Annotated in this window: 13 protein-coding genes; all 13 read left to right on the forward strand. The window is 47.5% G+C overall.

The annotated features are described in order from the left end of the window. Positions 1-4 precede the first annotated feature (4 nt). The 13 genes from recG (at position 5) to FLT43_RS26760 (ending at position 23,908) form a co-directional block, all read left to right on the forward strand. A complete protein-coding gene (gene recG, locus FLT43_RS26700) occupies positions 5-2,053 on the forward strand; it encodes an ATP-dependent DNA helicase RecG (protein WP_087442931.1) in 2,049 nt (682 codons plus the stop codon). Positions 2,054-2,215: 162 nt separating this feature from the next. Next, a complete protein-coding gene (locus FLT43_RS26705) occupies positions 2,216-2,503 on the forward strand; it encodes a stage VI sporulation protein F (RefSeq protein WP_087442932.1) in 288 nt (95 codons plus the stop codon). Positions 2,504-3,033: 530 nt separating this feature from the next. Then, a complete protein-coding gene (locus FLT43_RS26710) occupies positions 3,034-3,954 on the forward strand; it encodes a BtrH N-terminal domain-containing protein (RefSeq protein WP_087442934.1) in 921 nt (306 codons plus the stop codon). 350 nt (positions 3,955-4,304) lie between these two features. After that, a complete protein-coding gene (locus FLT43_RS26715) occupies positions 4,305-4,571 on the forward strand; it encodes a hypothetical protein (protein WP_087442935.1) in 267 nt (88 codons plus the stop codon). Continuing rightward, positions 4,565-5,416: a 3-hydroxyacyl-CoA dehydrogenase family protein gene (locus FLT43_RS26720; protein WP_208620090.1), complete on the forward strand. Its 852-nt coding sequence runs from the start codon at positions 4,565-4,567 to the stop codon at positions 5,414-5,416. The genes FLT43_RS26715 and FLT43_RS26720 overlap by 7 nt, the downstream gene beginning before the upstream one ends. A 55-nt stretch (positions 5,417-5,471) precedes the next feature. Further along, entirely contained in the window at positions 5,472-5,723 is a 252-nt protein-coding gene (locus tag FLT43_RS26725) for an acyl carrier protein (protein WP_087442937.1), read from the forward strand. 8 nt (positions 5,724-5,731) lie between these two features. After that, a complete protein-coding gene (locus tag FLT43_RS26730) occupies positions 5,732-6,871 on the forward strand; it encodes an acyl-CoA dehydrogenase family protein (protein WP_244194223.1) in 1,140 nt (379 codons plus the stop codon). A 50-nt stretch (positions 6,872-6,921) separates the two neighbouring features. Next, entirely contained in the window at positions 6,922-8,175 is a 1,254-nt protein-coding gene (locus tag FLT43_RS26735; protein ID WP_087442938.1) for an ACP S-malonyltransferase, read from the forward strand. 90 nt (positions 8,176-8,265) lie between these two features. Beyond that, positions 8,266-17,283: an SDR family NAD(P)-dependent oxidoreductase gene (locus FLT43_RS26740; protein WP_087442939.1), complete on the forward strand. Its 9,018-nt coding sequence runs from the start codon at positions 8,266-8,268 to the stop codon at positions 17,281-17,283. Between the two features lie 124 nt (positions 17,284-17,407). Further along, on the forward strand, positions 17,408-19,195 hold the full coding sequence (locus tag FLT43_RS26745; RefSeq protein WP_087442940.1) for an ABC transporter ATP-binding protein: 1,788 nt from the start codon (positions 17,408-17,410) through the stop codon (positions 19,193-19,195). Between the two features lie 30 nt (positions 19,196-19,225). Next, positions 19,226-21,073, forward strand: a complete 1,848-nt coding sequence (locus tag FLT43_RS26750) for an ABC transporter ATP-binding protein (protein WP_164776505.1) — start codon at positions 19,226-19,228, stop codon at positions 21,071-21,073. 18 nt (positions 21,074-21,091) lie between these two features. Continuing rightward, positions 21,092-22,048 (forward strand): ACP S-malonyltransferase, encoded by a 957-nt coding sequence (locus tag FLT43_RS26755; RefSeq protein WP_087442942.1) that lies wholly within the window; start codon positions 21,092-21,094, stop codon positions 22,046-22,048. A 102-nt stretch (positions 22,049-22,150) separates the two neighbouring features. After that, the gene (locus tag FLT43_RS26760; RefSeq protein WP_255321604.1) at positions 22,151-23,908 is read left to right on the forward strand and encodes a non-ribosomal peptide synthetase; all 1,758 of its coding nucleotides are present in this window, start codon (positions 22,151-22,153) and stop codon (positions 23,906-23,908) included. Positions 23,909-23,935 lie beyond the last annotated feature (27 nt).

Consider the following 23,935-nt stretch of genomic DNA (forward strand, 5'->3'; position numbering starts at 1 on the left):
GGCCATGATTCCATTGAGTCAATGTCCCGTAACCATGGTCAAAGGCGTGAGCGCGTTGAAACAAACCGAGCTTCACGCCTTTGGCATTTTTACCGTTGCCGATTTGCTCGATTATTTCCCTTTCCGTTATGAAGATTTTCATCTCCGCCGTCTGAGCGATGTGAAGGATGGCGACAAAGTTACTGTCGAAGGACGTATTATGAGCCAGCCTGTCCTGCAGCGGTACGGCCGCAAGTCCAGACTGACCTGCCGCGTGCTGGTGGAGGAATGGCTGATTACGGCCACCTGGTTCAACCGTCCGTATCTGCGCGAGCAGCTGGAGCAAGGGCGGGATATTGTGTTGACCGGCAAATGGGATCAGCGCCGGATGCAGCTGACAGTCTCGACGTCGGAATTCCCCGATAAAGGGACGAGCCGGATTGACACCCTGCAGCCGGTCTACTCGGTCGGGGGCAAGATTACGCAGGCGTGGATGCGCAAGACGATTGCCCAGGCGCTGCAGCAGTTCGGCGAAGCGATGACAGAACCGCTGCCGCCGGAGATGCTTCGGCGCTATCGGCTTATGCCGCGGAAGCAAGCGGTTCGCGCGATGCATGTGCCGCATGATGTCGAAGAAGGCAAGCAGGCGCGGCGGCGGCTCGTCTATGAGGAGCTGCTGCTGTTCCAGTTGAAGCTGCATGCCTTCCGTGCGCTGACTCGGGAGCGCTCGGACGGTGTCGCGTTCATGGTCGACAATGCCACGGTGCGCCAGTTCACCCGCAGCCTGCCGTTCGAGCTGACGGACGGGCAGAAGCAGGCGGTTACCGACATTTTGCATGATATGCGCCAGCCGTCCTGCATGAACCGGCTGCTGCAGGGCGATGTCGGATCCGGCAAGACGGTCGTTGCCGCGACGGCCTTGTATGCCGCTGTCCGGGCAGGGTACCAGGGGGCGTTGATGGTCCCGACGGAAATATTGGCGGAGCAGCATATGCGTTCGCTGACGAGGCTGTTCGAGCCCCACGGCATTGGGGTCGGGCTGCTGACCGGCAGTCTGACCGAGCGGAAGCGCCGCGATGTGCTCGCGGCGCTGCAGATGGGCATGATCGACATCCTGGTCGGGACGCATGCGCTGATACAGGAGGATGTCCATTATCGCAAGCTCGGCCTCGTCATCACCGACGAACAGCATCGCTTCGGGGTCAATCAGCGCAGCATTCTGCGCCGGAAGGGCTGGAATCCGGATGTGCTGACGATGACCGCCACCCCGATTCCGCGAACGCTGGCGATTACGGTCTTCGGCGATCTGGACGTGTCGTCGATTCGGGAACGTCCGGCGGGCCGCAAGCCGATCAAGACGTATTGGGTCAAGCATGACATGCTTGACCGGGTGCTGGGCTTCATTCGCCGGGAAGCGGAGGCCGGGCATCAGGCTTATGTCATCTGTCCGTTGATTGAGGAATCGGACAAGCTTGACGTGCAGAATGCCATCGACGTGCATGTACAGATGCAGCAGGCCTTCCCCGATCTGCCTGTCGGGCTGCTGCATGGACGGATGACGCCGGCCGAGAAGGATGAGGCGATGCGTTCCTTCAGCGCCGGAGAGACGAAGGTGCTTGTCTCGACGACGGTTATCGAGGTCGGCGTGGACGTGCCGAATGCAACGCTCATGATCGTGATGGATGCGGAACGGTTCGGGCTGTCGCAGCTTCATCAGCTGCGGGGCCGGGTTGGCCGGGGCGGGCATCAGTCGTATTGCGTGCTGATCGCCGATCCGAAGTCGGAGGTCGGCCAGGAGCGGATGCGTATCATGACCGAGACCGACGACGGCTTCGAGCTGTCGCAGCGCGATCTGGAGCTGCGCGGTCCGGGGGATTTTTTCGGAACGAAGCAGAGCGGATTGCCGGAGTTCAAGCTGGCGGATATGGCGAACGACTACGCGGTGCTGGAGCAGGCGCGCGATGATGCAGCCGCGCTGATCCGGTCGGAGACGTTCTGGACGTCGCCGGATTATGGCGGTCTGCGCGAGGTGCTGCAGCGCGAGCAGCTGCTCCAGGGCGAGCGGATGGATTAGCCCCGAGCCGTTCGCGGGCGCCCGGACGGATGGTATTTCGGCCGATTGGGCAATTCGGGCGGATAGCAGACAAGCGTTCGCACATATATTGGAACAGAGTGCCATTCGAGCTCGCTCCGATGAGCTCTGGCCAACTTGTGTTCCGGAGGTGTGCCGACGAAAATGAGCTATACGAAATACGGGATCAGCCCGCAGCTCGTTGAACGAATTAAACTGAAGATGAAGCAGTCCGCCATGAAGGAGCGGGTCAAGCAGATTGTGGACGGCGTGACGAAGGCGGATCTTCAGAACCGCCAGACGGTCCGCCGGCTGGTGCGCAAAGTAACGAGTGCGCTGAACGAGTCCGTGAGCGCCCAGCAGGAGGAAGCGATCGTGCAGTTCGTGCTGGCGCAGAAGATTGACCCGAACAATACGTTCCATCTCCTGAAGCTCTGGGGGATGTTCCGCTAAGGCAGGAGGCTATCGCGTCAAAAGCCCGGTTCGATAGGAACCGGGCTTTTGACATGTTCGCAATAATGATCTGCGAAAAAATATTATTTCTATAAATCAGTTCTACAGAAAATATTTATTAAATATTACTTTAATAGCTATAGCTTCCCGGGATTAGAAAACTCCAGAGTGAATCTTGGGAACGGGCGAAAGGATTCACCTCTATCTCTGCATGGCCTGCGGATTCATGCAAGCTCTCCGAGAACGTATTTTTATGTTTTCCTCCTTCATTTTTAAGCAACATCATGGAATGTTTACCTCATCACTTGCGATTCACTTCTTTTTTTGAACCCGAATCTTTTATTCTGACGACAACTAGGACAGCTGATGACATGTTCATACTGGTCTTCTCCACCTGAAGCTCCTGCGATGTCTGATCTGCTGACGGCACGGATGCCTGCAGATTTGCAAATGTTCGGAAAGTTTCTGCGCTTTTCTTTTTGAGGTTCATTTTGGAATTCAGCTTGAATAATCGTGTTAGGGGATAAATCATGGCCAATAAACATTGTTATTATTATGTCATTTCAGAGTTATGCCAATTGCGTAACATCGCGTTGGAACAAATGGATATCTTTCATTTGCTCGGCGGGCATACGTTTGCGGTAAAAAAGGAAAGGGACGAACCTTTCCCGCTTCTGAATATAAAGGGCAGTGTTATCGATGATGAACTTTTCCGCATATGTACCGGGTTATCCATTGAGAAAAAGCTCTTAATCAATTATGAGGAAGCGATAAAAGTCATTATGACAAGGATCGGCGAAAACGATCTTCAAACGGTGTGCACCAATTGTTTTTTCTTGCCTTATGATTCCGTAAATTACAAAAAAAATATTGGCTCCCATTTCATTATGTTAAGATCTTATGATTCTGCAAATGACCAGTTTACGTTAAGTGATCACAAATATGATCACGCTCTTCTGAGCGGGGAAGATTTGAAGCTCGCCATGGATAATGTAAAGGAATATAAAAATTGTTTGCTTGATTTACACATAGAAACGGAGTACAGCTGTAAGCAAATGAAAGACTCCGTTAGAGAGGTAATAAAGACAAATGCGGCCAAAATCTTATCAACTTTGCAGCATCAATTCAATGTTCTGAAAATGGAAATAGAGAATATAAATTCCTTAGATTCTTTTTACCGCTCTTTTTCATATTTTGAGTTGCTGAAGTCAATTAAAAATCCGAATGGACCTATTATCTCGAAACATTACTTAGTAAGAAGTCTGCCTGGCAATAAGCCTGATCTGCAAAACATCATTTCCGAGTGCATTCAATTATGGGAGAGACTTTGTGTGGATATCTATAAAAATTATACCCATGATTCGCCCATTTTGTTGGATGGCCAACTAGATAATCTGTATCAACGGGAAATGGATATGAATAAGCAGATCATCGAAGTTGTTAGAAGATAGAATTTTTCACGGCTAATATTCATTGTTCTTTTTTGTGTGTGTACTAATGAGTCGAATGAAAAGGGGGTGAGGCGCAATGAAACAACTTAAAGTGTATAAGCTTGGGGTTATTGATGAAATTAAACAATAATACTTACGAGGGCATGAATACATCTTCTTGATATGCTGAAGCGCAAATAAGGAGGTGTAGCACAATGAAACAACTTAAAGTTGTAAAACTTGGGGTTTCTGAGGAAACTAAACAATAATTACTTACGCGGGGCATGAATACATCTTCTTGATATGTTGACTCGCTAAAAGCCATTAGTACACACTCTAAACAGAATAATTTATAGATAGGTGGTATTTTGTTGTACACATTCAATCCAAAGATGGCCGTAGAAAATTTCAAAAACGGAAAGTTATTTACGGATGTTGTGACTCGTGAATCCTTTTTCTTGGAGGATGAAATCTATCACATCATCCAGCCTGCAGCGGAAAGGTATGTTACGATTCATGAAATCTATCATGATAGTTATCCCTTTGAAGAATTTGAAGCTTTTATTGAAGAGCTAGTGCTTCATGGCATTTTAATTAGCCATCCCAAGTATCTTTCATTGATGGAGGATGAATTGTGAAGAAAATAGGCGTTATTGGAGCTGGCGTTATGGGCAAAGGTGTTGCCCAGGCCTTCGCCCAATCAGGCTATCCGGTCGTTCTCATCGATATTTGTGACAAGACACTGATGCAAGCAAGCGAGGAAATATACAACAACGTCAGGTTCCAGGGATTATTTCAAAGGAGTGAAACCGTAGCAGATCCTGACGCCGTACTGTCGAGAATACAGTTATCTACGGATTATGATCTGCTTGCTGATGTGGACTATGTTGTCGAGAACGTAACGGAAAAATGGGAGACCAAGCAGGAAGTGTATCAAAAATTAGACAGCATCTGCCCGAATGATTGTGTAATCCTTGTGAATACTTCTTGTATCTCGATTACCAAAATCGCAGCATTAATGAAAAGGCCAGCGCTCATAGCGGGAGCTCATTTTATGAATCCGGTGCCTATGAAGCCGGCGGTGGAGGTCATCCGGGGATATTATACAGCGGAATCGACGATAGATCAGATTAAAGATTTGCTCTCATCCATTGGAAAAGAAATGATCGTAGTGAATGATTACCCAGGCTTTGTGTCCAACCGAATTTCTCATTTATTCATGAATGAAGCAGCCTTTGTCGTTCAAGACCAAGTGGCTTCCCCCCAGGAAGTGGATGAGATATTCAAGAAATGTTATTCCCATGCAATGGGTCCCTTGGAGACGGCTGACTTGATAGGTTTAGATACCGTGGTGCAATCCTTGGATGTGCTATATGAAAGCTATCAAGATTCTAAATTCCGCTGCTGCCCCCTGCTGCGGAAAATGGTCGATGCCGGCTTGTGCGGCCGAAAGTCGGGACAAGGATTTTATACATATAAATAAGGCTCGGTGCAGGCGAATGGCCAAATTTGATGATAGATAAGAAAGGGGATTATCTATGGAAGACGCCAAGGTAAAAATCAAGCAATTTGTGAGCAGGTTTTTTAGAAAGCACGAATTACAAGATGATGATGATATTTTTTCATTGGGGTATGTAAACTCTTTGTTTGCGATGCAATTGGTCATGTTTCTCGAAAAAGAATTTCATATCCGGGTTGATAATCAAGATCTGGACCTCAACAACTTTAGGTCAATCCATAAAATTGTTGAACTGATTGAGAGAAAAGCCGGAGTCGTTAATAATCCGTAAAGTGGGTAATGATGATGAAAATCGAATTGACGAAGGAACAGCTCAACTGGAAAGCGGAGTTCAGGGATTTTGTAGATGAGGTCGTGATGCCCTATGCTGAAAAAAACGACAGAGAAGAGCGGATCGATCCCGAATTAATGGAGCGATTGAAGGAGAAGGGATACCTTGGTTCCATGCTGCCACGGGAGTACGGCGGATTGGGGCTGGACTGGGTGACCATTGGAATTCTGAACGAAGAAATAGGACGCGGGTGCTCTTCCTTGAGAAGCCTGGTGACCGTACATGGAATGGTGGCCTTGGCTCTCCTTCGCTGGGGAAGTGAAGAACAGAAGCATCAATGGCTGCCGAAAATGGCCGCCGGTGAAATTATCGGCGCTTTTGCGCTCACCGAGCCGGAGGTGGGCAGTGATGCCAAGAATGTGCAGTCGGCGGCGGTTGCATCCGGCCATACTTACGTAATCAATGGACATAAAAAATGGATCACGATGGGACAGATCGCGGATATTTATTTGGTGTTCGCCCAGTGCGAAGGAAAACCAACGGCTTTTCTGGTCGAACGCAACACTCCGGGTTTTACCGCAACGGCTATATCCGGCTTGCTGGGCGCCAGGGCTTCGATGCTGGCGGAACTGCATTTGGCCGATTGTGTAATCCCGAAGGATAACATGGTGGGCAGCGTCGGGACGGGGTTATCCCATGTGGCCTTGCATTGTCTCGACTACGGGAGATATACGGTAGCCTGCGGATGTGTAGGCTTGGGCCAGGCTTGCTTGGAGCAGTCGGTAGACTATTCAAGAAAAAGAAGGCAATTCGGCAGGGCATTAAGGGAGAACCAGCTGATTCAGAAGATGATCACGGAAATGACGGTAAATGTGAAGGCAGCCAGGCTCTTATGTTATCAGTCGGGGTATTTGAAGGATGTTATGGATCCCGATTCGATCATGGAGACATGGACGGCCAAATATTTTGCCTCCAAGATGGTTAACCAGGCCGCAAGCGATGCCGTGCAAATTCATGGAGCGAATGGATGCAGCCGTGATTATCCAGTGGAAAGGTATATGCGGGATGCCCGAATCAATGAAATTATTGAAGGAACCTCGCAAATGCATGAAATGCTGATCGCCCTTCATACGATTAGAAATATATAGCCGTTATTATTTGAGCACATTCCTTATATTACAAGGAGGCATGAGCGATCATGGAGAAATTCGCTTTTCTTTTTCCGGGGCAAGGCACTCAGTTCTTGCAGATGGGAAAAGCATTTTATGAAAATTATCCGATAGCAAAGCAGACCTTCGAGGAAGCAAGCGAGGTCTCAGGCCTGGATATGGCTAACCTCTGCTTCCATGGGAGCGTAAGCAGCATGAATGAATTTGCAAATATGCAGCTTGCTATCCTGACGGCTGAGATTGCGATATTCAGGGCGTATATGAACGATTATGGCATGTACCCTCAATTCGCCGTTGGCCATAGTATTGGAGAATATGCCGCATTGGTGAGTGCAGGAGCGATGACCTTCGCGGACGCGATCACCATCATGGCGAAGCGGGGAGAACTGGTAAGCAGGATTATCGATAAGAATACCGGTCATATGGCGATCATTGAACAAGCCAGCCCGCAAATGATAGAAGATTGCATCAAGGCATCCAACGCACAGGAGAGCGTTTATATTTCATGCTTCAATTCCGGGAGTCAATACGCAATCAGCGGATGGAACGACAAGCTGGAAGCGGTCGAGCAAATGCTGCTGGAGAAGGGGGCCACTGTATCTCCGCTATTTCATAGTCCGCCCATTCACTCCCCTCTCATGAATGAGATTTGCATGGAATATTTAGATTTTATGAATGGCTTTGAATTTTATCCATTCCGTTTTCCTGTCATTTCGAATTATACTGGAGCTCCTTTATCCAATCCGGCTCAAATAGCCCAAACGTTAACCTACCATTTAATTAGTCCCGTCTTATTTACATCGGCCACCAACCTGTTTCATAAATATGGCGTTACGGCGACGATTGAAATGAGTCCCAAGTTATTATTGTCTGAATTGATTAATGAAGATCGGCCGGCAATCACAACGTATTGTTATGGCTTGATTCAGGATAAGCAAAAGTTGGATGAGTTATTTCAGTCCGACCCGAATTTTGCCAAGGATATGCCCAATTTTGCCGGAAGATGCCTTAGCATACTCGTGTCCACCGAGAACAAAAATCAGAACCAAAACGAATATAAAGAAGTTGTTCAAATCTATGAAAGAATTAAAGAAAAATACAATGAACAACAACGAAATCATGTGGGAACGACAACCGATCCGCATCCAGAAATGCTCGATATGCTGATTGCTGCACTTCGAATGAAAAGGCTAGAACCGAGAGAATTGAAAAATTGCGTAAAAACGTTGTTGGATGAAACCAATTCTTTCTACCGGTTCGCCAATGTATATAACGCCTTATAGACAACGAAGTTCATACATGCGGCGTTAAGAAAGTACAGGCAAGCATGCGAGTTAGGTTCACGATAACCTTGAGGAAAGTGGGATAACGCGATGAATCATCTCGATCGTTCACCTTATAAAGACGATGATATAGCTGTTATCGGCATAGGGCTGCAAATCGCCGGCACGAACAATTTGGAGGAGTTCTGGGGGATATTCGAAAATAATATCGACTGTATCCGAGATCTGCCGCAAGGCCGCCAAGACGACCTGGAAGACCTGGCTCAGCTCTATTCGCTTATGATGCCGAACCCGAACGGACGCATTTCCTATAATAAGGCAGGATATTTGGAGCGGATCGACGAATTCGATTACGAGTTTTTCAAAATCTCGCCGATCGAGGCACAGGTGATGGATCCGATTCAGCGGATCCTGCTGCAAACGATTTTTCATGCATTTGATGATGCGGGATACACTCCGGACATGCTGAATGGGACAAAGACCGGTATTTTCATTGGTTATACCCCAGGATCGACGAAAGATAATTATTCTACGAATATATTTCATAACAACCCGGAGTTAATTAAATATTCCAATGTCGGCAATATGCCTTGTATGGTGCCTTCGCGCGCTTCGTACATATTGAACTTGAAAGGGCCGACGATGATTATCGATTCGGCCTGCTCTTCCTCGCTGGTGGCTATTCACGATGCCTGCATGAGCATCAAAAACGGAACTTGTACGATGGCGATTGCCGGCGGCATTCGGCTCCACTCTTTTCCTATCGCGTATGATGATATGAATGTAGGGTTCGAAACGGATGATAATAAAACGAGGACCTTCGATAACTCCGCCAGCGGAGCGGCCATCGGAGAAGGATCGGCCGTTGTCTTGTTAAAACCGCTGAAGGCGGCAGAACAAGACAAGGATCATATTTATGCGGTCATCAAGGGGACGGCCATTAATAATGATGGCGCCTCCGCCAGTATTACGGCACCCAATCCTGCCGCGCAAGCCACTGTCATACTGGAAGCACTCGAATCATCCGGCGTGTCCGTGGAAGAGATCGATTATATTGAAACCCATGGGACAGCGACCGCGCTCGGCGATCCGATTGAATTTAGAGGTCTAACCAGCGCTTTTGAAAAATTTACCGATAAAAAGCAATTCTGCGGACTGAGTTCATCCAAAAGCAATATTGGACATCTCTATGAAGCGGCTGGCGTGGCTTCCTTTATCAAAGCGCTTGCGGCGATCAAGCATAAAAAAATACCGGGAGCAAGCCATTTCAATATACCGAATTTAAAAATCGATTTTTGCGATTCTCCTTTCTATATCAGCAGTACGACCCGGGAATGGAAAAAGGATGGATTGCGAATTTGCGGCATCAGCGCGTTCGGTATCAGCGGAACGAACTCTCATGTCATTGTCCAGGAATATGACAATCAATATGAACCTATGCAAGCGCCGGACAACAACCTGCTTGGTCTATCGGCTAAGTCATTAGCAAGCCTGGTTTCACTAGTTCATCACTATAAAGACTACCTTGAAAAAAATGAAGTGGATGTGAACCTCTTTGCCGCCAATGCCAATCTGTATCGAGCCCATCATGCCCAAAGAGCAGCCGTCGTTTTTTCGAATCGCGATCATTTGCTTGCGGTTTTCAACCGCTTAGCCACGACCGACCCGAGCGAATGGACGAATATCGATGGCGTATACTATAATGACCAACCCCATGAGTCCAAAGAGATGGATTATTCTCAAATTCGATCGGCGTTAAAACGCTGCAATACCAGCTTCATGAATGAGGGAACCGGCAGCTGTCAGGATGAATTGCAGGCCGATTTGGATTATTTGGCCACAATGTACAGTTATGGCGCCAAAATGGATTGGAGCGCGCTCTACCAAGGGATGGAACCGAAGCATATTCCAATACCTTATTACCCCTTCAAACGAACTCGTTGTTGGCTGCCCAAAAAAGAGAAAAAAAGAAACTGGACCGAGCTGGCAAGCAAATTGGATCATCCGAAAAAAGAGGAGGAACCCGTTCCCGTTTCCTCTGATTTGTTCTATAAAAGGGTTTTTGTCGAAGCCGATTCGCTCGTCAAAAACCATGACCTGGGAAGATGCTTAGTCATCCATCGGCAAGAGGATCAGATTGAAGAATTATGTGATAGTCTAAACCAACGATTTTTTGCTGTTGAAACGATAGGCATCGATATAGACGAAGCGAAAAGAACGGGCATTGAAAAATATTTCAGCCAGTTATTCGGCGAGATACCGTATAAGGACATTTCTCATATTGTGATCGCCGATCTGCATGGCCAACAAGAGAGCTGGTCCGCTGAGCAATTGCTCGATAGGCAAAAAGTACAGTTGTTGAGCGTGGTAAGCATCTATCGTGAATTTGCGAATTACGAAAATCGCTTGAAAATCACGCCTCTTTTGAACCATTGCTTTCAAGTGACCGGGGACGAAGCGGATGTAAATCCGAACAACTCCTCTATGTTCGGGCTGTGCAAGTCTTTGAACCGCATGTTCAAAAATATAACGTCATGCTGCATCGATATGGATAATCAAACCGATTGGACCCGGATCGCCGATGAGATCTGTGCCGTATCCAATAAGGATATTGTCGCTTACCGTGACAATACGCGCTATTATGAAGGCTTGCATGAAGCTGAATGGGAAACTGACAACCAACAACTCGTCATTCAAGATGACGGGGTGTATTTCATAAGCGGCGGCTTAGGCGGGATAGGCTTTGCCACGGCGATGGAAATGGCGCATCGTGCAAAAGATGTGTCACTGATTCTTGTCGGGCGTACCCGGCTGCCTGACCCATCCGAATGGGATACGATACGGCGAACCAGCCCGGAAAGCGACGTGGCCGAGAAGATCGAGCGGCTTCGCTTGCTTCAGGCGAAAACGAAACATATTGAATATCATGCGGTCGATATTGCCGATGCGGACGCGCTGCAATTCGTCCTTCAATACGTGAAGACGAAGTATGGGAGGATTAACGGTGTCATTCACGGCGCTGGAATCAGCGGGGGCATTACATTCGAACAGCTCAATGAGGAGCATCTGACGAACATACTGAAGCCCAAAGTGATCGGAACATATATGCTGGATCATTTCACAAGGGATCATAACCTGGATTTCTTTCTGATGTTCTCCAGTATTTCGACTATTTTTAGCAGTGCCGATCTGCCCGGTTATATTGCAGGCAATATCTATTTGGACAGCTATAGCGATTACCGCAGCAGAGTATGCGGAAGCAAAAGTATTACGGTCAACTGGGCCACATGGTCTGAAATTGGCATGGCGGTCAAATCGAAGTTTACCATTGACACCTTATTTCAGACGATCAAGACGAAGGAGGCTATCCAGGCCTTATTTTCCGTGCTGCAGCGGGGCAGCGGCTCTGTCGTCGTGGCGAGATTAAATCTTAAAGATAAAATTTCGATGCTGTTAAAGACATACCCAATGCAGCTATCCCCTAGAATCGCCGAAGCGCTGAGCGAGAATGCGAATGAGAGCCAAAGTCGTAAAAGCTCAAACGATGCAAGCCAACGTGAACAGTACGGGAATGTTGAGGACACGCTCATTAAAGTATGCTGCAAAAATCTCGGTTATGAGGAGATGAATGTCCATCATAATTTCTTTGAGCTGGGTGCCAATTCGATTTTATTGTCCATTATTTATAAGGATCTGAATGAGGTGTTTCCTGGCGTATTGCAGGTAACCGATCTGTTCTCCTACCCGACGATTAGCTTGTTGGCAGAGCATATAAGCAATCACATGGCTTCACCAGTTCACCCATCCTGTCCCGAGCCGGAAGCCGAAGCTGCTGCACGAATAAGCCGGGACACGATATCTGTTGCACCGATATCGGTTGAAGCTGCATGTTATGACACGATTCCATCCGATTCTGCTGCACCGAACCCTGACGTTAAGCCGGTGGAGACCAGTTCCATGGAGCAGGATGACGACAGTGTCGCCATTATCGGTGTCGGACTGGATCTTCCGGCCGGTAACGATTTGCGCAGTTATTGGGAGGTTCTCATTCATGGCATCAACGTCGTAAGGGATATCCCGCCGGAGAGATCGGTTGATATTACGAAGCACCTGCGGGCGCGCAACTTCAGTGAAGAGCAAATCAAGTTTAGAAAATGCGGATATCTTGATGAAGTAAATAAATTCGATCATGCTTTTTTCGGAATTTCTCCGCGCGATGCGGCCTTGCTTGATCCGGTCATGCGTCTCTTTTTACAATGCTGCTCGAATGCGATCGATGATGCCGGCTATGGCGCAGATGGTGTGAAGGGGACGAATACGGGCGTATTTCTTGGGTATACGGCCAATATTGGCAATGCGTATAACCGGCTTTTATATGAAATGGATCCGAAGCTGTTCAATGATGCTTTGCCGATTGGACAAGTGAGCATGACCGCCAGCAGAGCCGCGTATGTGTTCGATCTCAAGGGACCTAGCATGGTCATCGACACGGCTTGCTCGTCCTCCCTGGTTGCCCTGCATATGGCGTGCGAGCAGATTCGATTCGGCAAATGTCAAATGGCGTTAGCTGGCGGAGCATCCATTATGGCGATTCCTCTGGCGGATGGAACCGGAATCGGCTTTGAATCCCCAGAAGAAAAAACAAGAGCCTTTGCTGATAATGCGAGCGGTTCGGCCATTGCCGAGGGAGTCGGGGTCGTTCTGCTCAAATCGCTGAAGCAGGCGCAAAAGGATGGGGACTCCATCTATGCCGTCATTAAAGGAAGCGCCATTAATCAGGATGGAAGTTCGTTTGGCATTGCCGCTCCGAACTATATGGCGCAATCGGATGCCATCCAAAAGGCCTGGCATAATGCGGGCGTGACGGCTCACGATATCAGTTATATCGAAGCGCATGGCACGGGCACGCAGCTAGGCGATCCGATAGAGATCAGGGGAATCCATAACGCATTCGAGGCATGTACCGACCACAAACAAATATGCGGCATCGGATCGGTGAAAACCAATTTAGGCCATGCGAATGAAGCGGCCGGGATGTGCGGCTTATTCAAATGCATCCTCGCGCTGCAGCATAAGCTTATCCCGCCTACCCTCCATTTTCAGGCGCCGAACCAAAATATCGACTTTATTCATTCCCCTTTATATGTTGTCGACAAAGCTACTCCGCTGAAGGCTAAAGGGGAAAAGGCGATCATCGGGATAAGCGGATTTGGAATGAGCGGAACGAATGCGCACATTATTTTGGAAGAGGCGCCGAAGGCGGCGAGCCGCGCCAAAACCAAACACAAGCTTCCGCTCGTCTTTACAGTATCGGCCCGAACGGAGCAAGCCGTATTTCAATTAATCCGTCGCTATCGAGCTTATTTGCGGGAAAACACGAACGTCGATCTGATGGATCTCACCTGCACGCTAAATAGGGGAAGAAAGCATTATTCTCACCGTCTGGCATTTATCTATCATCATCACCATGAGCTGCTGGCGAGGCTGACGGAATTAGCCAAGTTAGAATCCTTTGCGCAGATCGCGAATGACTGGTGCCGCTGCGGTCATTACTCGATTGTTCCGGAAAGCAAGAAAGAGAAATACCCGCATGAGATCACTTCAAAGGAGCAGCAACTGATAAGCGATGAGGTGAATGCGTATTGCGCCAACGCGGATAAGCAGAATGCCGCAGCATTGCAATTTATTATCAACTGCTATATTCAAGGCGCAGCCGTCAGATGGAGCGCTTTGTATAACGAACCGTATCAGAAGCTCCATTTGCCGACTTACCCGTATGCAAGACATCATGCTTGGTATCCGATACCGGTCACAGAAACACCGCCGCTACGCGAGAAAACGGTATATGACCATTTCTTCCACCATAAGCGCTGGGTGGTTCAGGATGAAATTACGGTTACCTTGCCGCGGCAAGAGGAGACCTGCGTACTGGTTCATAGCGATAGCCATGGCAACCCCCTTCTTGCCCGCGCACTAAGAGAAGAAGGCGTAAGAGTGATTGAGGTGTTTGCGTCAGATATCGGTTTTACACAAATCGATCACGACAGGTACCGCATCGGGAACCATGCTGACGATTTTAAGGAATTGTTCTTGCAGCTGTCGGATATCCCGATCCGCAAGATCGTACATGTCGGCGCTTATCGGGATGCGGAAGCGAGCAACATTCATGACATGTATGAGGAATTCGAATATGGCTTCTTCAATGTGGTTCATTTGGTCAAAGGATTGGTAAAAGCGCGTCTGGATCAACCTGTCCAGCTCGTTCTTGTCGCCTGTAATGCGTATCGAATCTCGGGAGAAGAGCAGCGGCTGCTGCCTCATCATGCGACGGTGTTAAGTCTCGGCAAAGTCATTGAGCAAGAGATTCCGAATATAAGCTGCCGCGCCATTGATACGGATATGGATACCGATGTGAAGCAAATCATTGGCCAACTGTTCGCGGATCATCCGATGTATGTGATTGGCTTGCGCCAAGGCATAAGCTATGTTGAGGAGTTCGATGAAGCCGAGATGCAACCGGAGACGGCACACCGGATTGTACAGGGAGGGACCTATATTATTACGGGCGGTACCTCCGGCATCGGCATTCAAAATGCTAAACTGTTCAGCGAGCAGGCGAAGTGCAATCTTATTCTGTTAAGCAGAAAAGGATTTCCGGATGAATCGGTGTGGGAAGCCTATGAGTCGAAGGAAGGGTATCAGGAACAGATTAAGGAGTTCAAGCAAATAAAGAAGAACGGATCTACGCTGGAATTTATCGCGTGTGATGTGAGCAATGCGGATGATGTGCAGGCCATGCTTGAGTCCGTACGTACGAAGTATAAAAAAATAAACGGGATCGTGCATTGTGCGGGCGTCATTCAACCGAGCTTCATGCTGAGGAAGGAAAAGGAGAGCTACCTGAGCGTCTTCGCGCCAAAAATAAGGGGAACCTGGAACTTGGCGGAATTTACGCGCAACGATCAGTTGGATTTCATGCTCCTGCATTCATCTAATGTGACCGATGCGGGCGAACCGGGACAAAGCTGTTATATGGCGGCCAACGCATTTCTGGATGCGTACACCGATTACTTGAATGCGCAAGGAAGAAATACGTATACCGTGAACTGGGTTGCCTGGAAAGAAACGGGTATGGCGCATAAACAGGGCACCAATGTAGATACAGTGACCAAAGCCATCACCAATCGCGAGGCCGTAAATGCGCTGAACGAGCTGCTCCGAAGCAAGCCGCAGCGTGTCGTCATCGGCCAGTTCAATGAAGACGTTGACTTGATCCCGCTGCTGGAAAATAGCCGCAATGCAGTGGCTCCCAGCTTCACGGCGAAAATTTATAAAGAGGCTTATAAAAAGCCGCTCAGTGAAGCCGCAGCTCCAATCCTTGTTGAGCTAGCACCTTCTCGGCCCGTTCAAGAGGCGAATCCGGCAAGTCCCTCCGGCAAGGACATTAAACTGACAGGGAAGTTGGAAGGAATTTATACACCGGTCGAGAACGCGGCAAAGGCTGAGGCGGAGAACATCAAGCTGAAAGGCAATGTGGAGGGAATTTATACCTCTGTCGAGCGAAAAATCGGCCAGATTTACGGCGAGATTTTGGGTTACGATGAAGTGGATATTTACGAAGGCTTTTTTGAAATGGGCGGCGACTCCATTCTGCTTACGGAAATGCATGACACGATCAACAAGCTGTATCCGAACATCGTCAAAATCGCGGATCTGTTCGAATTCGATTCGATACAAAGCCTGTCCGAGTATATTGCTTCGCGAATGGAAAGGATGGAAAGCGCGGAGAAGAGCAAGGGAAAAGAGGCTGCGGTCCGTGATCAAAAACAACAGACGGACATCGTTTATTATGATATGAGCTGTCCGCAGGAAAGAATCTATTTCGATTACCGGCTCAGCAGTCATAAACATGTCTATAATATTGGCTTTGTCTCTGACAAATCAGGCGATGATTATGAAGATCTGGTCGTGAATGTGAACAAGTTCGTGGAGCAGTTCGATATGCTAAGAACGACGTTTACCACGGTGAACAATAAACTGGTGCAATGCGTCAACCCAATGAAGCCGGTCGAGATTCAACGGGTCCAGGTTGCTTCCGCAGACGATATCGACTTCGCCAAGTATGTCAAAACGTTCCAACTTAGCGAATACCCGCTGTTTCATTTGACTCTATTTGAAGCCCCTGAACAAAAGCTATTATTATTTGACATCCACCATATCTTACTCGACGGCTACTCGACAACGCTCCTGCAGGAACAGATGGAGGCCTTCGGGAAGCGGCATGCCAACGCTGCACCTCTGTCCCCGTACTCCAAGTATGTTGCATTTGAAAAGACATTTTACGCTGCAAAAGAATACGCCGAAATGGGAGATTACTGGAAGCATCAGCTTCAAGGATTTGATTTCACCAATCCCCTCGAAAGTAAAGCGGCAGGTGATGCTTCATATGGCCATGCTTCCGTCCACATCAGTTCTGACTTGGCCGATGCGTTGCTGGCGTTTGCCAAGTCAAGAAATACGACGATGTTTACTATCTTGTTAAGCGCCTATGCGATTGCGCTCCGCATGTTTACGAACCGAAGCGACATTTCGATTGTAACGCCTATGCTGAACCGATATGAGCCGGAATTTAAAAATTGCATCGGCGTGTTTACGAATCTAATACCGATTCGAGTCGAGATGAAGCCGCAGCTTACCCTCGACGAACATATTAAAAATGTAACAACGAAAACAATTGGAGGAATTAAAAATCAATTTTATCAGTATAACCATATCATAAGGGATTTCAAAGAGGCCGGCGCTCAATTCCATTTCTATATGGACTTTGAAGATAATTCATTGAAGAAGTTCAGAGAGACGGAAGATATACCGTATGCTGTAAATATTCCGAAATTCACCTTAGACCTGGAGGTTAAAAAACTGAATCAGATTTACCATATTTCCGCCTCGTATAAAAAGAGCTATGTAAGCGATGAGGAAGTGAACGATATTCTTCATTTGTTCCTGAAAAATGTAAAAGAGATGGTCACGAATGCCAAGCTGCATCATACGCTGGACCAATTCATCGAGCAATTCCAAGCTGGCGAGGTGCAGTCGGGCAGTGTCTAGTTCCGCCCGTACGCATGGAGATAATGCAGGGAGCAAGAAGTCCCTGCATTATCTGCGGGGGCGGCCGCACGCAAGCTTTTGCTCTTGTCCGGTTGCTGCATATGCGACGTAGGAGGCTACAGAAGTGCAACTCAATATATTAAAAAATTTGATGAATTTGTTTACAATCATTTTTTTGCACCATAGATTTTACATCCTGATCTCCTTATTTTACATCATCAGTCATGCGATAGCCCCGTTTATCACCATTGTTTACTTTAAATATTTGTTCGATGCGATTCAATTCCATTATGGATTGCTGTATATCGTGAATATTACGTTATTGATGCTGGCTTGCCAGTTGATCATCACGAATGCGCAAATCTATACCAAAAGCGCAACGACACTGCATTCCAAATGGCTGCTCGTTCCCTTGACGGCCATGTTCTGCAAAAAATCAATCGAAATGGATTATAAAAATACGGAGGATCAATCCATTATCCGGGAAATGAATCGAGCTTCCTTTGTGTTGGCAAACGGCGATAATTTAGAAAAATACTTGGCCGCGGTCAACGGCATTTTTGTTGCTCTCCTGCAATTGACCTTCATTACGTATTTAGCAACCTTGTCAAATCCACTCCTCATTATCATTGTGCTGGCGGTCTCGATTCTGAATACGGCCATCAGCATCCGAGTTCAGAACAAAAACTATCAAATTCATAGAGAGTCATTGCCTGTTGACCGAAAGTGGCGCTATATTATCCAGCTTGCTGCCGAATTGAAATTCGCGAAGGAGGTTCGATTATTCAGCCTTGAAAACTTCGTCACCCGCAAAGGGGACGAAAACAGAAAAGAATTTTTTTCGTTATTCGACAAAATCAATAAAAATGAACGAAAAGGGCTGCTCCTGAATATAGGCATTAATGTGGCCCAAGAAATCGCCATCTTGGTTACGCTCGTGTATTCCGTCATTTTCAGGGGACTCACCATAGGTAATTTTGTTGTGTTAGTGAATGCGGTAAGACAATTCAGCGACAGCTTTCGCGCCCTATTTGACCATATGATCAATCTCTACACGATCAATCATTATATCAATGATTTCTTTGTTTTTCTCCGACGCCAAAGCGACCTGCGAGATCATTCACAACAAATAGTGATCGAAGCGGGAGAACCGCCAGGGAAATTTGAATTCGTCAACGTGTCTTTTCACTACCCCAACGATCCGAGAATGATTTTGAAAAATATAAATTTGACGATAGAACCAGGCGAATGTCTTGTTATTGTAGGCGAAAACGGGGCAGGGAAGACAACGCTTATCAAGCTGTTGATGCGGCTGTATGATGTAACGTCCGGAGCCATCCTGTATAACGGCGTGAATATCAAAGATTATGATTATGACAGCTACATGAATGTATTAGCCACTGTATTTCAAGACTATAAAATATTTGCCGTCAGCGTCTACGAAAATATTACGTTTAAAGAGGCAGAAGAACAAGATGCTGCGGTTCATTCCTTATTGGAACAAAATAATCTAGCGGCCAAAATTCAATCGCTTCCCCATCAGGAAAGAACGGTGTTATCAAGAAGGTTCGACCGGGACGGGGTGGAGCTATCCGGAGGACAAGCGCAGCGAATCGCGTTTTGCCGGGCCATGTATAAGCAGAGCCCTGTCATCATTTTGGATGAACCAAGCGCCAGCTTGTCTCCCATCGCGGAAAATGAGATGTATCTTCGCTTTTCACAATTGATTAAAAACAAGACCACCATTTTTATATCCCATCGTTTGAGCAGTTCATCGATCAGCGACAAGATTTGCGTGTTGGATGACGGGGAAATCGCAGAATACGGAACCCACAATGAACTGATTCTCCGCAACGGTCTCTATAAAGAGATGTATGAAATACAGTCGCAGTATTATAAGGAATCAGTGTAGAGAATGGAAGGTTGCCTGGAGGGAAACGGATTGGGGACATTACTGGATAGAGCCAAAGAACTAACCATGTATTTCCATAATATTTTTCGTCTCTACAGCAAGATATGGAAATTGGATAAAATGTACATTGTGAATACGGTGTTCATCATTGCTGTCAAAGCGGTACACCCTTTTAACAGCATCATTTTCTTAAAACTCATCGTGGATGAGTTGACGGCAAGCGCAAGATGGACGCATGCGCTTCTCTATATCCTGCTGATGTGTCTTATCGAATTGACGCTGCGCGCCATAGATGGCGTGTTTTGGACATACGAGCAGAAGAAAATACTCCATTTTAAAACCATGTTCCTGCAAGAAATCAATCGAAAAACGATGTCATTATCCTACCACCAAATCGAAGATCCCCAAATCATGGACGACAGACAAAAGGCGATGGAAATTTTTTATCCGGGGCAAGCCCATTTCATGGATTTAAAAAACACGATTATCGATTCCAAACAGCTCATCTCCAACACCTTTCAGTTTGTTGGCGTCATCGGTATCCTGGTCACGCTGGAACCCTCTATTTTCGCCATCCTGCTGCTGACCTATGTGGTAAGCGTCATCTTAAATACGATTGCGGCAGATAAGGAATTCAATGTATGGAGCCATTCTCTCGTCAATATCGGACGCCGCATCGGTTATTTTCAAGAGCTATCCACTGATTTTGCGTACGCCAAGGAAATGAGAATCAACCAGCTGGGGCAATGGATTGTCGATAAGATGAATTACTATTTCCATCATATGAAAAAGGATGTAACGAAAGCAGTCAATTCATTTACAATCATGGGCATCGTTTCTAATACATTGCAGGTTATCGTGAATGGATCGGTCTATTTGTTTATCGGCTGGCTCGCCTTTACAGAAGTTATCTCATTAGCGGAGGTTGTCGTTTACATAAGCAGTCTAGGCGTCTTTGCATCCGCTTTATCCGGCATCTCATCCTGCATCATTTCCCTCCAAAAAGCCGGCATGCATCTGTCCGCCTATTTTCATTATGTGCACACCGTGTCTTCTCATGAACCGGATCCCGCGGACACGGAGGCTGCAGGGATCGAATTGGATGCGGAACAGCTCGAAATCGAATTGATTAATGTATGGTTTAAATATCCGCAGCAAGAGCACTATACGATTAAAAATTTGAATCTTACGATATTGCCGCATGAAAAATTAGCCATTGTTGGTGAAAATGGCGCGGGCAAAACAACGCTGATCAAGCTGCTGTTGCGGTTGTATCAACCGTCAAAAGGACAAATCTTGATGAATGGGATCGATATCAACCGAATTCGCTTCGACTCTTATATGAAATTGGTCACGGCCGTGTTTCAAGACTTCAATATTTTACAATTTTCATTGCGCGAAAATATCGTGTTTGATTGCGAGGCTAAGGAAGCAGACGTTTCCGAGAGTATAAGTAGTCTGGGTCTTGGCAACACGATCGATCAGCTGCCGCAGGGCATACATACCGAGCTCGGCCGTCTCTTTACCCAGGAAGGAATCGAGTTATCAGGCGGGCAGCAGCAAAAGCTCGCTATCGCCCGGGCATTGTATAAAAATTCTCCGTTCATTATTTTGGATGAACCGACGGCAATGCTCTCGCCAAAGGGCGAATATGACATTTATTCTAATTTTGCTGGCTTAACCAAGGATAAAACAACGGTTTATATTTCACATCGCATGTCCAGCTGCCGGTTCTGCCATCGTATTGCGGTCATGAGAGCGGGAGAACTGGTTGAATTGGGGAACCATGAGCAATTAATGCGGGAGCAGGGCGAATATTATACCTTGTATACGACGCAAGCCGAATTTTACCGGAGCTTGGAAAGCCAACCTTCATGAATAAGGGGTGGAAGCGCAATGACCAATAGAATGAAGACCGCATGTCTCTTTGGCGGACAGGGGTCCCAATATATCGGGATGGGACAGGAGTTTTATGAGGCAGATGAAGATTGCCGCCGCTTATTTACCATCGCCAGCGAAGTGATGGGCTACGATATGGCGGAATTATGTTTTTACGGAGAAGAAGAGACCTTTCAGCATGAAATCTATTCTCTGCCCAGCATGCTGACGATTGATTTATGCGCATTCACGCTGGCGGTCAAGAGAGGATTTTCTTTTCAGGCCGTGGCCGGCTTCTCGCTTGGCGAATATGCCGCCTTGGCGGCGGCGCAAGTCGTATCTGTACGCAATTCGTTCGGGTTGGTCAAGCGATTGGTCGAAGCCTCCCATTCCGTGCTGCGGGAGGGCTCTTATAGTATGGCGGCCGTGAATCTGCCGGCAGAGATGTGCGCTATGATGTGCTCCCATATTCACAGCGGCTATGTACAAGTGGCGAATTACAGTTCCAAAAAGCAGGTGACTATAGCCGGAAACAGGAAAGGGCTTGAGGCTTTCAGCCAGATTGCGAACGAATTCGGAGCCAAAGTGATGCCTATCCGCGTGAATCGGCCCTTTCATTGCAAGCTGATGGAGCCTGCCGCGGCCGTTTATAAGGAAGAAATACAAAGCGTCCCATTTGCTGATCCAATCATCCCCGTCTATATGAATGTGACCGGCGAAATGGAGACCAAGGCGGATCAAATTAAAGTAAATATCGTACAACAGCTGTATTCCCCCGTCTTATGGGTGCACACCTTGGAGAATATGCATCTCGCCGGCGTGGAGCGATATGTGGAATGCGGGCTGCGAAGCGTGCTGTGCAGGATGGTTAGAGATACGCTGGGAATTACGAGAGAGCAGACGGTGTTTTTAAGAACACCCGAAGCCCCCGCCTCCAAGCAAAGCGTAGGTGGAGGTAGTTCACGAACAGGCTAATCTTGGTAAAATGGAAGTGAGGTGGATGTCTTGTTATTCGGTAAAACAGAACATATGCGAAATGGCCTGATAAATAAAACCATATATAGCTTATTCGAGGAAATGGCCCGCAGAGTTCCTCACTATACGGCCATTACCTGCAAGGATGAAACGATGTCATACGCTGAATTATCGAATAAAGTGAATTCGCTTGCCGCCGGTTTACGAATAGAAAAGGTGAGAAAGCAAGACATCGTGGCCCTCACGATGGGAAGATCGATTGACGTGATTGCCGGCATGCTGGCCATTCTCAAGGTTGGGGCCGCATATCTTCCCATTGATCCGGAATACCCGGAACGACGGAAGAATGATATGCTGACCGATAGCCGTGCCTCCTTCTTATTAACCCATTCAGGGCTGGAGGCGGCAGGGGAACATGTCAAAGTGCTATACATTGATGAGCTATACACGGCTAACCCTGAGTACAACGAAAATGAATGCGTAGAACCGGCAGCGGATGATTTGGCTTATATCATCTATACATCAGGTTCGACAGGCCAGGCAAAGGGCGTCATGATCGAGCACAAGTCGGTTGTCAATTTTTTTAATGGGATGGCCGAAGTGATTGATTTCTCGGAAGGCAAGAAGATCCTCGCCTTAACGACAATCTCATTTGATATTTTTGTGCTGGAAGCGCTGCTTCCTTTGACCAGAGGGTTGACCGTCGTGATGGCTGATGAGGAGATGCAAAAAAATCCGAGATTGCTGGCTGATTTTATCCGGCATCACGACATTGATATGCTGCAAGCCACCCCATCTATGATGCGGCTGTTAGCAAGCTGTGATAATGAGCCGTTCGAATGTCTGCGAGGCTTGAAGGAAATCATGATCGGCGGGGAAGCCTTCCCCCAATCGTTATTGGACCCTATGCGAAGGAAGACGAGCGCTAAAATTTATAATCTGTATGGCCCGACAGAGACCACAATATGGTCTACGGTGAGCGATGCCACCGCGAAAAACGATATAGATATCGGCAAGCCTATCCTGAATACGCAAGTGTATATTATGGATGAGAGCAACTATCCTGTCCCCGCCGGGGAAGAAGGGGAGCTGTGCATCGGAGGAAGCGGCCTGGCGAGAGGATATGCACATCGGCCGGAGCTTACGGCGGAGCGGTTTGTCCCGAATCCATTCGTTCCCGGCGAACGAATGTACAAGACCGGGGATCGGGTGAAGCTGCTGCCGGATGGCAATCTGCAATACCTCGGAAGAATCGATAATCAAGTGAAAATAAGAGGGCACCGGATCGAAGTAGAAGAAGTGGAAGGCGCCTTGATGGAACATCCGTACATACAACAGGCCGCTGTGGCTTCATGGGAGGATCAAGAAAATAATAAATATTTATGTGCCTATGTCATCGCCGAGCATGAACTGCATCCGGGAGCGTTACGGGAGTTCCTGAGTCACAGCCTGCCTGATTATATGATCCCTTCCTACTTCATTCGGTTGGACCACATGCCATACACGCTTAACGGGAAAATAGACAGAAAGGCGCTGCCTTTTCCTGAAAAAATACAGCTTGCAAACGAGGGGCATGTACCGGATCGAGCAGGGGAGGATGCGGATATCCTCTCCAAGATCAAGGCAATCATCAGAGCGAATGCAGAGATTGGGCTTCCCCTCGAAGAGATCGGTCCGCACTCTCATTTATCCGACCTGGGCATTCACTCCATCACTTTTATTAAAATGATTGTTGCTATAGAGACAGTATTTGATTTTGAGTTCCCAAGCGAGGATATCGACGCGGCCCAATATGTTACCGTACAGGATGTGGTTGCCTATGTAGAAAGCAAAGCAAGCAAAGCTACCATTCATAACTGATCCGCAAGCCGGCGCCAATTCGCCGGC

Source organism: Paenibacillus thiaminolyticus (genome assembly GCF_007066085.1).
In the GTDB taxonomy this organism is placed as follows: domain Bacteria; phylum Bacillota; class Bacilli; order Paenibacillales; family Paenibacillaceae; genus Paenibacillus_B; species Paenibacillus_B thiaminolyticus.

Excerpts from the sequence above, each read along its gene's own strand:
- FLT43_RS26735 (WP_087442938.1), top strand. The coding sequence starts at position 6,922 with ATGGAGAAATTCGCTTTTCTTTTTCCGGGGCAAGGCACTCAGTTCTTG.
- recG (WP_087442931.1), top strand. The coding sequence starts at position 5 with ATGATTCCATTGAGTCAATGTCCCGTAACCATGGTCAAAGGCGTGAGC.
- FLT43_RS26705 (WP_087442932.1), top strand. The coding sequence starts at position 2,216 with ATGAGCTATACGAAATACGGGATCAGCCCGCAGCTCGTTGAACGAATT.
- FLT43_RS26755 (WP_087442942.1), top strand. The coding sequence starts at position 21,092 with ATGACCAATAGAATGAAGACCGCATGTCTCTTTGGCGGACAGGGGTCC.
- FLT43_RS26760 (WP_255321604.1), top strand. The coding sequence starts at position 22,151 with ATGGCCCGCAGAGTTCCTCACTATACGGCCATTACCTGCAAGGATGAA.
- FLT43_RS26740 (WP_087442939.1), top strand. The coding sequence starts at position 8,266 with ATGAATCATCTCGATCGTTCACCTTATAAAGACGATGATATAGCTGTT.
- FLT43_RS26730 (WP_244194223.1), top strand. The coding sequence starts at position 5,732 with ATGATGATGAAAATCGAATTGACGAAGGAACAGCTCAACTGGAAAGCG.
- FLT43_RS26725 (WP_087442937.1), top strand. The coding sequence starts at position 5,472 with ATGGAAGACGCCAAGGTAAAAATCAAGCAATTTGTGAGCAGGTTTTTT.
- FLT43_RS26710 (WP_087442934.1), top strand. The coding sequence starts at position 3,034 with ATGGCCAATAAACATTGTTATTATTATGTCATTTCAGAGTTATGCCAA.